The sequence below is a fragment of the Mucilaginibacter sp. genome, from assembly GCF_039921305.1.
Lineage (GTDB): Bacteria > Bacteroidota > Bacteroidia > Sphingobacteriales > Sphingobacteriaceae > Mucilaginibacter.
In genome coordinates this window covers 124,729-137,942 of the sequence record NZ_JBDSCA010000015.1, presented here as the reverse complement: position 1 = coordinate 137,942, position 13,214 = coordinate 124,729, and the positions used below count along the sequence as shown (strand labels likewise).

The 13,214-nt window shown below is 41.7% G+C and carries 9 protein-coding genes; 4 read left to right on the top strand and 5 right to left on the bottom strand.

What is annotated here, in order from left to right; all coding sequences use genetic code 11:
- The first annotated feature begins 468 nt into the window (after nucleotides 1-468).
- The 3 genes from ABIN91_RS03470 (at nucleotide 469) to ABIN91_RS03460 (ending at nucleotide 5,797) form a co-directional block, all read left to right on the top strand.
- Nucleotides 469-3,294, top strand: a complete 2,826-nt coding sequence (locus ABIN91_RS03470) for a 2-oxoglutarate dehydrogenase E1 component (RefSeq protein ID WP_348048481.1) — start codon at nucleotides 469-471, stop codon at nucleotides 3,292-3,294.
- A gap of 21 nt (nucleotides 3,295-3,315) precedes the next feature.
- Nucleotides 3,316-4,872 carry a 2-oxoglutarate dehydrogenase complex dihydrolipoyllysine-residue succinyltransferase gene (gene odhB / locus ABIN91_RS03465; RefSeq protein ID WP_348048479.1) on the top strand — a complete coding sequence of 519 codons (1,557 nt, stop codon included), beginning with the start codon at nucleotides 3,316-3,318 and terminating at the stop codon, nucleotides 4,870-4,872.
- Between the two features lie 124 nt (nucleotides 4,873-4,996).
- Nucleotides 4,997-5,797 carry a Fic family protein gene (locus ABIN91_RS03460; protein WP_348048477.1) on the top strand — a complete coding sequence of 267 codons (801 nt, stop codon included), beginning with the start codon at nucleotides 4,997-4,999 and terminating at the stop codon, nucleotides 5,795-5,797.
- A 9-nt stretch (nucleotides 5,798-5,806) separates the two neighbouring features.
- Here the strand turns inward: ABIN91_RS03460 and ABIN91_RS03455 are convergent, their stop codons facing one another.
- A complete protein-coding gene (locus ABIN91_RS03455; protein ID WP_348048475.1) occupies nucleotides 5,807-6,262 on the bottom strand; it encodes a DinB family protein in 456 nt (151 codons plus the stop codon).
- A 229-nt stretch (nucleotides 6,263-6,491) separates the two neighbouring features.
- On the opposite strand from ABIN91_RS03455, the gene ABIN91_RS03450 reads away from it, so the two are divergent.
- Nucleotides 6,492-8,210 carry a glycosyltransferase family 39 protein gene (locus tag ABIN91_RS03450; RefSeq protein ID WP_348048473.1) on the top strand — a complete coding sequence of 573 codons (1,719 nt, stop codon included), beginning with the start codon at nucleotides 6,492-6,494 and terminating at the stop codon, nucleotides 8,208-8,210.
- Nucleotides 8,211-8,252: 42 nt separating this feature from the next.
- Here ABIN91_RS03450 and ABIN91_RS03445 read toward each other — a convergent pair whose 3' ends face one another.
- From ABIN91_RS03445 to ABIN91_RS03430, 4 genes are all read right to left on the bottom strand, one after another.
- Nucleotides 8,253-8,957 (bottom strand): head GIN domain-containing protein, encoded by a 705-nt coding sequence (locus ABIN91_RS03445; RefSeq protein ID WP_348048472.1) that lies wholly within the window; start codon nucleotides 8,955-8,957, stop codon nucleotides 8,253-8,255.
- Nucleotides 8,958-9,057: 100 nt separating this feature from the next.
- Complete coding sequence (locus ABIN91_RS03440; RefSeq protein ID WP_348048470.1) at nucleotides 9,058-10,701, bottom strand: M1 family metallopeptidase; 1,644 nt, start codon at nucleotides 10,699-10,701, stop codon at nucleotides 9,058-9,060.
- Between the two features lie 6 nt (nucleotides 10,702-10,707).
- On the bottom strand, nucleotides 10,708-11,262 hold the full coding sequence (locus ABIN91_RS03435; RefSeq protein ID WP_348048468.1) for a hypothetical protein: 555 nt from the start codon (nucleotides 11,260-11,262) through the stop codon (nucleotides 10,708-10,710).
- Between the two features lie 15 nt (nucleotides 11,263-11,277).
- Nucleotides 11,278-13,131 (bottom strand): CocE/NonD family hydrolase, encoded by a 1,854-nt coding sequence (locus ABIN91_RS03430; RefSeq protein WP_348048466.1) that lies wholly within the window; start codon nucleotides 13,129-13,131, stop codon nucleotides 11,278-11,280.
- Between the last annotated feature and the right edge of the window lie 83 nt (nucleotides 13,132-13,214).

Here is a 13,214-nt window from a genome sequence, read left to right as displayed (position 1 = left end):
AATACACCGTGAACTCTTTCGAACAATATACCCTTATTATTGGTTTGATAGCCGTAGCTATTGAAGGGGTATCCCATCTCAAAAAATACTTGCACGAGTATTTGCATCATTAATTTTCTTTAAAATATATATAATAAATACCGACTGGTATTTATTGCTTTGGGGAATTGTATTTCCTCTGTCGCTTTTAGCATTTTATTCATTAATTTTTTGGGGGATAATCTGTTTTATAAATATATTAATTGATGTATTCGATATGAAAATGAGTTTTAAAAGAATTTTTATTTCATACCATTTGGTATTTAATTTAGTTAAAATCAGCCTTTAAGTACATCATTAGGCTATTATTTTAATAGCTTGTTTCTATTGGCAACATTTACCTTAAAAACTATTCACTTTAATGAAAGTTATTTCCTTTTTGTGGGTTTTATATTATAATTTTGTGATGTTTTACTGATTTATATTTACATGGATCGCCTCACATACCTAAATATCGATAACGCCGCCTATATCGATTCTCTTCACGAAGCCTACAAGCAAGACCCGGAATCTGTTGATTACGGCTGGCAAAAGTTTTTTGAAGGTTTTGATTTTGGTCAAAGCGCTCAATCCGGAACCGTTAGCGGTACTGCGCCACAAGCAGCCACCACAGCTACGCCCGATCATATTTTAAAAGAAATTAATGTGCTCAACATGATCAACGGCTACCGTGCCCGTGGTCATTTGTTCGCTAAAACTAACCCGGTACGTGAGCGCCGTCATTATTACCCCGGTAAAGAGCTCGAAACTTTTGGCTTAAGCAATGCCGATCTGGATACAGTATTCAACTCCGGTGTTGAGGTTGGTTTGGGTGCAGCTAAACTGCGTGATATTCACGATCTGTTAGAGCAAACCTATTGCCAGGCTATTGGTGCGGAGTATAAATACATCCGCAACCCAATAAAAATGAAGTGGTTTGAGGATAGGATGGAAAAGGTGCGCAACACCCCAAGCTTTACTACCGACGAGAAAAAACAGATCCTCAATAAATTAAACCAGGCCGTAGTTTTCGAAAACTTTTTAGGAACCAAATTTTTGGGCCAGAAACGTTTCTCGTTAGAAGGTGCCGAGGCTTTGATCCCCGCTTTAGATTCGGTTATCGAAAAAGGTGCCGATCTGGGTTTAGAAGAGTTTGTAATTGGTATGGCTCACCGTGGTCGTTTGAACGTACTGGTGAACACCATGAACAAATCTTACAAAGAGGTTTTCTCTGAGTTTCAGGGTAAAAGCTACGATGCGGAATCATCTTTTGGTGGCGACGTAAAATATCACCTGGGTTACTCAAACGATGTAGAAACCGCCAACGGCAAAAAAGTTCACCTGAGCCTTTGCCCTAACCCATCGCACCTGGAAACTGTGAACCCAATTGTTGAAGGTTTGGTTCGCTCAAAAATTGATTTTAAATACAATGGCGATTACAAAAAGATCGCGCCTATATTAATACATGGCGATGCGGCAGCTGCCGGCCAAGGTATTGTGTACGAAGTTTTGCAAATGTCTAAATTGGATGGTTATCGTACCGGTGGTACCATTCACCTGGTTATCAATAACCAAATTGGTTTTACCACCAATTATAAAGATGCCCGTTCAAGCACCTATTGTACCGATGTTGCCAAAACCGTATTATCGCCCGTATTGCACGTAAACGGCGATGATGCCGAAGCCTTAGCATACGCCATTAACCTGGCAATGGAATACCGCCAAACTTTCCACGAGGATGTGTTTATCGATATTTTATGTTACCGCCGTTATGGCCACAACGAGGCGGATGAGCCTAAGTTCACCCAGCCATTGTTGTACAAGGCAATTGAATCGCATGCTAATCCAAGGGATATCTACAATCAAAAGCTTATTGAGAACGGAAGCGTTGGTGCAACTTATGCTGCCGAGATAGAAAAAACTTTCCGAGCGCAATTGCAAACCATGCTTGACGAATCAAAAGCCGAAGAGCATTTTACCGCCAGCAGACCAATGTATGGTGGTGCATGGCAGGGTTTACACATCGCCAGCGAAAAAGAAGTTAACGGTACTTCGCCGGATACTGCTGTTTCTGAGAAAGATTTATTAGAAATAGGTAAGGGCTTAACTACTTTACCTAAAAATAAAGACTTCTTCAAAAAGATAGAAAAGCTTTTTGAAGAGCGTAAAAACATGGTTGAGAAAACCAAAACCTTTGACTGGGCCATGGGCGAGTTAATGGCTTATGGGTCTTTATTAAAAGAGAACCATCGTGTACGTTTAAGCGGCGAGGATGTTAAACGCGGTACTTTCTCACATCGCCACGCGGTATTAACGCTGGAAGATTCGGAGGAAGAATACACACCTTTAAATACTTTAGGTACCGAAGCCAAATTTGATATTTACAACTCACTGTTGTCCGAATATGGTGTTTTAGGTTTTGAATACGGTTATGCTTTAGCCGATCCGAACGCGTTAACCATTTGGGAAGCACAGTTTGGTGACTTTTTAAACGGCGCACAAATTATTGTTGACCAGTACATTGCCAGCGCCGAAACTAAATGGCAACGTGGTAACGGATTGGTTATGCTATTGCCACACGGTTACGAAGGCCAGGGCCCTGAGCACTCATCGGCACGTATTGAGCGTTTTATGGAGCTTTGCGCTGATAATAATATCCAGGTAACTAATTGTACCACACCTGCAAATTTCTTCCACGTATTGCGCCGCCAGTTGCACCGCGAGTTCCGCAAACCATTGGTTGTGTTCACGCCAAAAAGCTTGTTGCGTAACCCGATGTGCGTATCGCCGATAGAAGACTTCACCAAAGGCAAATTCCAGGAGTTAATTGACGATAAATTTGTTACCGAGAAGAGCGTTAAACGCGTATTATTCTGCTCAGGTAAAATTTATTACGACTTGCTGGAGAAACAGCAGGTTGATAAGCGTAAAGATGTTGCCATTGTGCGTGTTGAGCAATTGTATCCAACCCCTATGGTTGCCATGCAAAAGATCAAAACCAAATATGCTAATGCTACCGAATTTTTCTGGGTACAGGAAGAGCCGGAAAACATGGGTGCATGGCCATACATGCTGCGCAAGTTCCGCAAAAGCGAATTGCAACTGGAAGTAATTTCCCGTAAGGAAAGCGCAAGCACAGCTACAGGTTATGCTAAACAACATACCTCACAACAGCTATACATTGTGAGCAAAGCGTTTAGCGCGCCTGCCGGAGAAGAAGTTAAACAATCAGTTAAAAAGACCACCCAAAAGATGGCCGAAACCAGTGCCGACTAATCTATCACACTAAATAAAATTATGAGTTTAGAAATCAAGGTTCCGCCTGTAGGCGAATCAATTACAGAAGTTACTTTGTCGCAATGGTTAAAAAAAGACGGCGACAGCGTTGCAATGGATGAAGTGATTGCCGAATTAGAATCAGATAAAGCTACATTCGAGTTAACCGCCGAAAAAGCCGGAATTTTAAAAACTATAGCCAAAGAGGGTGATGTGATCCCGGTTGGTGGCGTAGTATGTTCAATAGAAGAAGGTGGCGCGGCAGCAACCCCTGCTCCGCAAGCTGTAGCAGCAAGCGCGGCACCAGCGGCTCCTGTTGAAGAAAAACCTGCCGCTCCTGCATCAGCAGCAGCCGAAGCGAAGTCTATAGATGTAAAAGTGCCGCCTGTAGGTGAATCAATCACCGAGGTTACTTTATCACGCTGGATGAAAAAAGACGGCGACCAGGTTGCTATGGACGAAGCCATTGCCGAACTGGAATCGGACAAAGCTACTTTCGAGCTTACCGCGGAACAAGCAGGAACATTAAAAACTATTGCTAAAGAAGGCGATGTATTACCAATTGGTGCTGTAGTTTGCAGTATAAGTGGTGGTGCAGGCGCGCCTGCCGTTGCACCTGTTGCAGCAGCGCCGGTAGCTTCTGCCCCAGCAACACAAGCAGTAGCTTCAGATAAAAACACTTATGCATCGGGCACGCCATCACCGGCTGCCGGAAAAATATTGGCCGAAAAAGGTATTGATGCCAAAGGCGTAAATGGTACCGGCGTTGATGGCCGCATCACTAAAGAAGATGCCTTGAATGCACAAAAGACAGCCGCCGCCGCACCTGCTCCAAAAGCTGCACCAGCGCCAGCCGCTCCGGTTGCTGTTCCGGGCTCGCGTGTAGAGCGTCGCGAAAAAATGACCTCATTACGCAAGACCATCGCCAAGCGTTTGGTTGCTGTTAAACAGGAAACCGCCATGCTAACCACCTTTAACGAGGTTGATATGGCTCCGATAATGGAACTGCGTGGTAAATACAAAGATAAATTTAAAGAGAAACACGGTGTAGGCTTAGGCTTTATGTCGTTCTTCACCAAAGCGGTTTGCGAGGCATTGAAAGATTGGCCAGCCGTTGGCGCACGTATAGATGGCGACGAAATAGTTTACAGCGATTTTGCTGATATTTCTATCGCCGTATCTGCACCAAAAGGTTTGGTAGTACCAATCATCCGCAACGCAGGTTCAATGAGTCTGGCCGAAATTGAAAAAGCCGTAGTTACTTTGGCAGGAAAAGCCCGCGATGGTAAGTTAACCATTGAGGACATGACAGGCGGAACGTTCACCATCACCAACGGAGGTATCTTCGGTTCTATGATGTCGACCCCGATCATCAACTCACCGCAATCAGCTATATTAGGTATGCATAACATCATAGAGCGCCCGGTAGCCGTAAACGGACAAGTGGTTATCCGCCCGATGATGTACCTGGCCCTATCATACGATCACCGCATCATTGATGGCCGCGAATCGGTAAGCTTCCTGGTACGTGTAAAACAATTGTTAGAAGATCCCGCAAGGCTATTATTGGGCGTATAACCCCCCAGCCCCCTAAAGGGGGAGCAAAATATAAAGACCCGGTTTATCCGGGTTTTTTTATGGGATAAGGTTTTTCTAAAAGGTTAACATATCTTTGTCATATACAAACTATATTACAGTTATAATGGATTTGCTAAAGCTGATTTCTGAATATAAAGATTTAAACCTGTCGAAAGCAATTGATTTCGATAAGTTTAATATGTATGCTATAGTTCACCATTCAACAACAATTGAAGGTTCAACTTTAACAGAAATTGAAACGCAGCTTTTGTTAGACGAGAATTTAACGCCTAAAGGAAAACCTTTAGATCATAGTTTGATGGTTCGTGATCATTATACGGCTTTGAAATTTGTATTGGATGCCGCTGATAAAAAACAACCTGTTACACCAGCGTTTATCCAACAGATCAACGCGAGTGTGATGAAGAATACAGGCATTATTTACGAAACCGTTTTTGGCCAGATAGATAGTACACAAGGCGCGTTTCGTAAAGGAAGTGTTCGCGCTGGGAATTCGTATTTCCCATCTTATGATAAAGTACCTACTATGGTTGAAAAGCTTATAGGCCAGATAAAGGGAGATTTAAATAATTCAAACTCTTCCTTAGATGATCTTAATCTTTCGTTTGATGTTCATTTTGGATTGGTAAGTATCCACCCATTTTACGATGGGAATGGCCGCACATCACGTTTGCTGATGAATTATATACAACAATTATGCAACCTGCCATTAGGTATGGTTTTCAAAGAAGATAAGCAAGATTACTTTGAAGCATTGATAAAAACGCGAGAAAATGAAGACATTTCGATTTTTCGCAAGTTTATGACCGATCAATATGTCAAGCACCTTAGTCAGGAAATTAAAAGGTACAAAGACAGTCTAAATCCTCCTAAAAAGGGTAAGGGATATTCTTTTATTTTTTGAAAGCGTCTATCAAACTATCTTACTCATTGCTACAATAGTACCAATGTGCAACCCTTCGTGGAAAGGTAAAAACTGCACCGCATCATCCACGCTGGTTAACTCAATGCCATAGCGGGTAGTGAATGCAGGGTAATTACCAAACATATCTGTTTTAAGGTCGGCCTCTAACTGGGTAATGGTTGTTGATAGTAAACCGATTATTTTTTCCAGTTCAATAGCATCAAAAAACTGCTCTGGTTTTGAACCCGGTTTATACCGATCAAAAAACTCTTCACCAACAATGGTATCTAAACCAGCACGTTTGTAGCATATCCCTTGCTGGGCGGCAATCATATGGCCCAGATTCCAGATGATGTTATTGTTAAAACCCGTAGGTATATGGTTTACTTGCTCAATGCTTAAGGGCTTTATAATTTCTAATACCTTTTTGCGTGGCTGTACAATGTAATCGAGGGCTTTGATCATGATGTAGAATTTAGATAGGCAATATTACACAAATGGCGTTAAAGTGACGCATAAAAGACGGCTACAAATATTGTAAGTTGCATTTACTTTAGTATCGTATTTATTGTGCTATACGCTATCCGGATAAATTATGGGAAACACATTTATTACTTTGCCGCCATCCCGTTTTTAAGATGACTTTATAAGCAGCGGGTTTTATTTACCTTTATCTAAAATTTACTGTAGTAAAATGCCGGATAATGCTGTTAATACTTTCACCCAATCCAACAAACCAATCTGGTATTTCCTGCTATTCTGGACGGCTTTAAACCTGCTGCAATCTTACACCTTAGAAGTTCACGGTGACGAAGCTTACTATTGGATGTACTCCCGTTTTTTAGATTGGGGCTATTTTGATCATCCGCCTATGGTGGCCGTTTTCATTAGGATAGGCGATAGTATTATGCATAACGAATTAGGTTTGCGCCTGCTCACGGTACTCAGCAATTCGTGTTCGTTATACCTCATTTGGCTCATGCTAAAAAAGTATACTGTTGATGCCAAATGGTTTATTATTATTGCGTCAAGCCTGTTCATATTGCACATGTACGGGTTCACTACCACTGCCGATTCGCCTTTACTGTTTTTTACCGTGTTATTCTATTACGTTTATCAGCGGTATGTTGAAGAAGATAAATGGTTGCAGGCTGTAGTATTAGCCATAATTGTGGCCTGCCTGCTTTACAGTAAATATCATGGCGTATTGCTCGTTGGCTTTACCATATTGTCAAACATCAAACTGCTCACCCGTAAAAGCTTTTGGCTTATCGCGATAGGAGCAGCAGTACTTTATATCCCGCACATTTTATGGCAGGTTAATCATGATTATCCGTCATTAAAGTATCATCTGTTTGATCGTTCGGCAGAGGAATACCATGCGGAGTTTACTTATCTATACCCGGTTGGGCAGTTGTTAATGGCCGGGCCGCTGGTGGGATGGTTTTTGTTTTATAGCGCATTCAGGGTTAAAATTAAAGATGCTTTTATCCGTGCGTTGGTAGTTAACTGCATAGGTACCTTCCTCTTCTTTATGGCAACATCTGCCAAAGGCGAAGTACAAATGCATTGGACATTGATCGCTTTTGTACCTTTATTAATGCTGGTACTCATCAGTTTTAAACAATCGGTTTATCCGCCTAAGTGGTTTTATTGGTTGGCTGTTAGCAATGTCGCTTTAATATTATTGATCAGGATCGCGCTTATATTCCAGTTCCCCATTGTTACCCAATACGAAGTTTTAAAAGGCTATTTCGGCTTTCGCGGATGGACAAAGCATGTGAAACAGGTTGTAGGCGATAACTATGTGATGATTCGCGATGGTTTTCAGGATCCGTCTAAATACAATTATTATACTAATTCGGCCAAAGCCATGTCATACGATTCCCGTTATTATCGTAAAACACAATACGAAAGCTGGCCCATTGAAGATAGTATACAGCACAAACGGGTGTACTATATGCAAGATGGTAAAGACCCTTTCACTACTGATTCGTTGCTGGATAAATACAACCGCAAATGGTACACTGTTTGGATCAATGATGTACGTACTTATCAACGGTTAACTATTGATGTACCTCAGAAAAAGTTTGACACAAGGCCAGGACAGCAGTTAAGCTTTAACCTGGTGTTGCATAATCCATATAACCATCCCATTACTTTTACCGATAACGGATACCTGCACAAAGCATTTTTGGAAGCCTGTTTTTTGCAGAAAGGGAATGATAAGTTGATCGCTTCCGCTGGTAACGATTTTAAGCAAATAAGTTTACAGGCAGGAGGCCAATGTAAATACACATTCCGCGCTAAAGCCCCGGATGTGAAGGGTAAATATGATCTGTTGTTCTCTATCCGTACTGACCCATTCCCCGGATCAAGGAATAGCCCTATAATTAGTGTGGTTGTTGAGTAGGCATAAAAAAACGGGGAAGATAATTACCTTCCCCGTTTACTATCAAAATCTATGTATGTCGCCTGAGCCATGCGTTGCGGTAGAAACGTGCTTAGGTGAACCGCCGTACCGGATATCGCCCGAACCGGATACCGAAGCATCTATTTTATCACTCGCATAAACTGTGGCATCGCCCGAGCCGCTTACGCGGATTGTTGTACTTTGAGTTAACAGATCACGACCTGAAAAATCACCGGAACCCGATACAGTAGCATTCACTACATCGGCTTTTCCATTCAGTTTTACATCACCGGAGCCTGATACGCCTAACTCTAAACTCTTTACATTCAATTTGCCAAAAATATCGCCAGAGCCAGATAACCTTATTTTTATATTATTGGTTGTGAGGCCATTTCTAAAATAAACGTTTCCCGAACCAGATATGCCAATACTCACAATATCGCGGGCGTTAATGTAAATCACTGTTTTTTTACCACCCGAAAAGCTCCAGTCGCCCCAGCCGTTTTGGCCTTTGCTATAAATTTTTAAAACGCCACCCTGTACCTCAGTAATAATCTTGCCGATCAGTTTTCCGGGAGCCTCAACCCTTACCGATTCGGTTGAGCTTTGGGTGATATACACATCATAAGATGCCGAAAGTTGGATAGCGTTAAAGTTGCTTAAATGCCTGTCTTGCGTATCAGCAAAAGCTATATTAACAAAGAGGAGCAAGGCTGCTGCAGCGAATATCTTAGTTAGTAATTTCATGGTCGTTTAGTTTGTTTTTATAATAAGACGATTACTATCCGCGATAGGTTACACTCTAATTTAAAATTGTCACTTAACTTCCCTTTAATGGGCCGGAAGGCTAATCTATTAATACTCCAATATAATAATTAAAGGTATCAATCTCTAAATTATCCCGGGTTATTCCGGCCAGATCAATGGCTTTAAATCTGGTTGATGGTGATATGAATTGATATTCACCACCTTTGGCGCGTATCCTAACCGGCATGGTGAATTTATCTACATCGGCTATCCAGCGGCAAGATACTTTGCCATCATCAAACCGGAACTCCAATGTAGGGATGTTTTTGTAGTGCAGGTATTGGTCAAAAACAGTACTCAAGTTTATGCCCGATTCTTTGTTGATATATCCAATAATATCGGCTGTTGTAACCGTTTGATGGTAGAATGTTTTATTGAGTCCCCGTAGTATTTGCAGCCATTTATCATCATTGTTAATTATGGTGCGAACCATGTTGATCATGTTTGATCCCTTGTCGTACTCGTCAGATGAGCCTGAACGGTTAACATTGTAAGGGCCAATAATAGGCTTGTCGTTCAAAATGATATGCCTTTGACCGTGGAGGTATTCCTGTCCGGCTTGTTTGCCCCAGTTATCCTCAACAAAAAGCGATTCGGAATAGGTGGTGAAACTTTCATGGGTCCACTCATCGGCAATATCCTTCATGGTAATGTTGTTGCCAAACCATTCGTGTCCGCTCTCGTGTATGATAATGAAATCCCACTTTAACCCCCATCCGGTTAGTGAGCGGTCTGTACCTTTATAACCGTTTACATATTTGTTGCCATAAGCCACCGCGCTTTGATGCTCCATGCCCAGGTGCGGGGTTTCTATCAGTTTATAGCCATCTTCGTAAAAGGGATATGGGCCAAACCAGTGCTCAAAAGCTTTAAGCATAGGCTTAACATTTTCGCCGAATTGTTTTTTGGCTTTCTCTACATTTTCGGGCAGTACCCAATAGTCCAAACTCAACTTGCCTTTTTCGCCATCATAACTATCGCTAATGTGCTGGTAATCGGCAACATTTAAAGCTACATCGTAATTGTTGATAGGGTTAGCTACAAACCAATCGTATTGGGTATAGCCATCTTTTAATTCAGTTGTTTTGCGTAAGCGGCCGTTGGATATATCTTTTAATCCTTTAGGTACGCTTACGCTGATAAGCATACTATCAACCTCATCGGCAGTCTGATCTTTATTGGGCCACCAAATGCTGGCGCCCACGCCTTCACAGGCTGTGGCAACCCAGGGCTTACCCGCAGCATCTCGACTAAATACCAAGCCACCATCCCAGGGTGCATTTTTTGCGATTGTTGGTTTGCCCGAATAGTAAACCGTGAAAGCATCCTGTTTGCCTTTGGTAATCGTTTTTGGGAAAGTGACTAATACAGCATTAAACTCCCGCTTAAATTTTAACGGCACGCGTTTGTATAAAACCTTCTCAACCTTAAGGTTTGCGAACAGATCAAACTGAAGTTTATTGAAATTTTGTGTAGCAGTAAATTTAAAGAGGTTGCTGCCGCTGATGAATTTTTGATCGATGTTGAGTTTGACGTCTAAATGGTAATAGTTGATATCGTAGCAGTTGCGGTAGGGGGAAATAGTGCTTCCGCGGAGGCTATCAGCACGGGTTGCTGTTTGGGCGTGGGTACAATGGGAAATAAAAATCCCAAGACATAGTACCAGTATTGTCTTTAATGTCATATTGATTTATTCTTTACGATATCTGGTATATTTGCTAATTGTATTGCAGTAGTGCTCATCGAATTGCACTTTGGTAATTAATGTATAATTTACTGAAATAGGGTCTTTATCAAAATAACCTTCTGCATCAAAATATTGGATAAATACGTATTTACTGCCTGCTTTTACAATAGGGCCTATTGTAAAAGTATCTATGTCCGGATCTTCACATTCAACTATAATGTTGAAATCTCTTTTTTTTAATGTGTTAAATATCGTCCGATAATTTTTTAGATCTATTTTAAAATCAATCCCTATTTTATCGATTACTTTTTCCCAGTGTATTATTTTATCGTAGTATTTGTCTGCTTTATTTGAACGCAGTTTTGTAATTTGCCAAATAGGTAGAATAATATACCCACATGCTTTGAAATCATCTGTTTCGTGAATCAGCACAAAGTCATCCGATAATTGAAGGATGTACCCGGCAACGATACCTAACTTGCTACCGGGTATTTCCCGGATGATTTTTACATATTTTTTAATATCTCTGTGATACTTTAATTTCTCAATCAAATCCATATGTTGAATCAAAATCTAGTTTAACACCGTAACCTTCACACTCGAAGGCGCAGCGACATTATGGAAAATCTTAATTGTTGCTTTCTGAAAATCTGAATCCTTAGCTTTATAAATATCTACAAACTTTTGCGGATTCCTGTCAACCAGCGGGAACCATGAGTTTTGTACCTGGATCATAATCCGATGGCCTTTTTTAAAGGTGTGGGCAACATCGGGTAAAGCATATTTTACTTCAGTTACCTTACCGGGGATAAATGCCTCGGGTTTGCTGAATGATTTACGGAAACGGCCACGGAATACTTCGCCACGAACCAGCATCTGGTATCCGCCCAACGTTACATTTTTTGGATTTGGAACAGGGTTAGGGAAATTTTCCGGGAAAACGTCTATTAGCTTCACAACAAAATCGGCATCGGTACCGGTGGTTGATGCGAAAACATCGGCCATTACCGGTCCGGTTAAGGTTAGGTCATCGGTTAAAACTTCGGTTTGGTAGGTTTTAACATCCGGCCGGCGTGAGGCAAAACGCTGATCGTCTATCATGTATTCGCGGGTGCGTTTTTCTTGTACGCCATCCTGGTAGGGTACCGGTGTGGCTGGGTCGCTCACATATTCGTCAAAACTTTTCACAGCCTTTGGTGCGGTGAATGATAGCTTTCCGTTAGCTTGCAGGTATAAATTTTTTTCGCTGGTGTTTTTTGGCGGCCACGTATCAAATTTGTGCCATTGGTTTTGGCCGGTTATAAATATGGTAGCCTCGGGCAGGTCCATGCTGCCTTTATCTTTCAGGTAGTAATTAAAGAAAGGCAGTTCCACATTTTCTCGGAACCAAACGCTGGTTTTTTGTCCGAAGTTTTGATCGCCAAAGGTCTCGCCATCGCCACGTTCCCAGCCACCGTGAAACCATGGGCCCATCACCAACATGTTTTTGTGGCTCTGCGGGTTTTGTTTTTCTAAAGATTGGTAGGTGTGTAAAGCTCCGTAGCAATCTTCGGCATCAAAAAAACCACCTACCGTCATCACGGCCGGGGTAATGTTTTTTAAATGCGGCTGGATATTCATGCCTTGCCAAAAGGCATCATAATTGGGGTGATCCATCATTTCGTTCCAAAACTTTACCGAATCGCCCAGGTATTTCTTTTTAAAGTTTGGCAACGCGCCTAATTCTAAATAAAATTTATAGTTATCGTGCTGAATATATTTAATGCCATTTTTAAACTCGGTATTGGTAATAGGTTTGGGGCGGGGTACACCAAAACTGGTTAAAAATGCAAAGGCATCCATCTGGAAAAAAGCTCCGTTGTGGTGGAAATCATCACCAATAAACCATTCGGTAACCGGAGCCTGGGGCGATACCGCCTTTAGTGCAGGGTGGGCGTTTGGTAAGGAGGCGGTTGAATAAAATCCCGGGTAGGAGATACCTTCTATACCAACCTTGCCATTGTTGTTAGGCAGGTTTTTTACCAGCCAGTCAATAGTATCATAAGTATCACTGCTTTCGTCAACCTGGGTATTATTGGTTTTGTTATCTATTTGCGGGCGCACGTTCACATATTCGCCTTCGCTCATCCAGCGGCCACGCACATCTTCATAAACAAAAATAAAGCCTTCGCGGGCAAGCAGCATGTTCTGGCCTAAGGTGGTTTTGAATTTATCCCCGCCATAAGGTGCCGCGGTATATGGCGTACGCGTCATGACGATAGGGTACTTCTTGCTTTGATCTACAGGCATATAAATAGAGCAGAATAGTTTTTTACCATCACGCATGACTATTTGCTTTTCCATTTTGGTGTAGTTGTTTCTAACATACAACGAATCGTCAATTTCCTGCTGTGTTTTTTTAGCGCTGGGTTGGGCGTAAACACTCATGCATAAAATGGAAATGCAAAAAACAAATAGAATTTTTTTCATAGTAATAGGAAGTCAGTTTAAAAGGCTAATTTAAGTATTGC

Excerpts from the sequence above, each read along its gene's own strand:
- ABIN91_RS03460 (WP_348048477.1), top strand. The coding sequence starts at position 4,997 with ATGGATTTGCTAAAGCTGATTTCTGAATATAAAGATTTAAACCTGTCG.
- ABIN91_RS03430 (WP_348048466.1), bottom strand. The coding sequence starts at position 13,131 with ATGAGTGTTTACGCCCAACCCAGCGCTAAAAAAACACAGCAGGAAATT.
- ABIN91_RS03440 (WP_348048470.1), bottom strand. The coding sequence starts at position 10,701 with ATGACATTAAAGACAATACTGGTACTATGTCTTGGGATTTTTATTTCC.
- ABIN91_RS03445 (WP_348048472.1), bottom strand. The coding sequence starts at position 8,957 with ATGAAATTACTAACTAAGATATTCGCTGCAGCAGCCTTGCTCCTCTTT.
- ABIN91_RS03455 (WP_348048475.1), bottom strand. The coding sequence starts at position 6,262 with ATGATCAAAGCCCTCGATTACATTGTACAGCCACGCAAAAAGGTATTA.
- ABIN91_RS03470 (WP_348048481.1), top strand. The coding sequence starts at position 469 with ATGGATCGCCTCACATACCTAAATATCGATAACGCCGCCTATATCGAT.
- ABIN91_RS03450 (WP_348048473.1), top strand. The coding sequence starts at position 6,492 with ATGCCGGATAATGCTGTTAATACTTTCACCCAATCCAACAAACCAATC.
- odhB (WP_348048479.1), top strand. The coding sequence starts at position 3,316 with ATGAGTTTAGAAATCAAGGTTCCGCCTGTAGGCGAATCAATTACAGAA.
- ABIN91_RS03435 (WP_348048468.1), bottom strand. The coding sequence starts at position 11,262 with ATGGATTTGATTGAGAAATTAAAGTATCACAGAGATATTAAAAAATAT.